Genomic DNA, 888 nt, shown 5'->3' with positions numbered 1-888 from the left:
CCCGTACGGGACCCGTGGCGGGACCCCATGCGCCTGGCGCGGGGGGCTGCGGGGGGTGGTGCTCGGTGATCACTAGCGGACTGCCTCCAGGACCTCGGTCGCGCCGAGGGACTCGGCGATCTCCGAGAGGGCGTCCCCGTCGAGGGTCATGAGCTGCTTGTGGGTCACCCCGAGGTCGTCCAGCAGGCGGGGGTCGCCGAGCGGGCCGGCCGGAACCGGCTCCGCGCCGGAGCCGGGGCCGTCGTCCCCGTCGTCCGACCCGCCGTACGCGGTGATCGACTCCTCCTCGCCGTCCTCGGTGCCGTCCAGGTCCAGTTCGTCGAGTTCGTCGTCCTCCTCGTCGCTGCCCAGCAGCTCGTCGGTCAGCATCGAGCCGTAGGAGCTGCGGGAGGCCGCGGCGGCGTTCGAGACGAAGTACCGCGGGTCCTCCTCGCCGTCCACGCGGACGACGCCGAACCAGGCGTCCTCCTGCTCGATGAGGGCGACCACCGTGTCGTCGTCGACAGCGGCGGAACGGGCGAGATCGATCAGATCGCTGAGGGACTCGACGTCGTCGAGTTCCATGTCGCTCGCTTCCCACCCGTCTTCGGTGCGCGCGAGCAGTGCGGCGAAGTACACCGTGACTCTCCCACTGGTCATAGGCGTGCCGGTTGGAGGTCCCCCCGGCCGGAGGTGGGGAGGGTTGGAACGGCCGTGCTGCTCGCCGTTTCGTGCCCCGCCCAATCGGCATCGTGGCAGAAACAGCGGCTTTGCGAGAGGTCTTCCGCGCTTGCGTCGTGCCGTGCCGCCCGCGGCGGCGGGCGCAAGGCGGGCCGTCGGCCGCGGCCGCGCGGGGCGGCACGACGCCGGGCGGGGGCGCTCAGCGGGTGCTGAGGGGCGCCCGGGGGG

The 888-nt window shown here is 73.1% G+C and carries 1 protein-coding gene; it reads right to left on the bottom strand.

Annotated features, from left to right (window positions below; translation table 11 throughout):
• Positions 1-72 precede the first annotated feature (72 nt).
• On the bottom strand, positions 73-618 hold the full coding sequence (locus EF903_RS33125) for a hypothetical protein (protein WP_125548584.1): 546 nt from the start codon (positions 616-618) through the stop codon (positions 73-75).
• Positions 619-888 lie beyond the last annotated feature (270 nt).

This window comes from Streptomyces sp. WAC05292, assembly GCF_003949955.1.
GTDB lineage: Bacteria > Actinomycetota > Actinomycetes > Streptomycetales > Streptomycetaceae > Streptomyces > Streptomyces globosus.
This window is presented reverse-complemented; position numbering and strand designations above follow the sequence as displayed.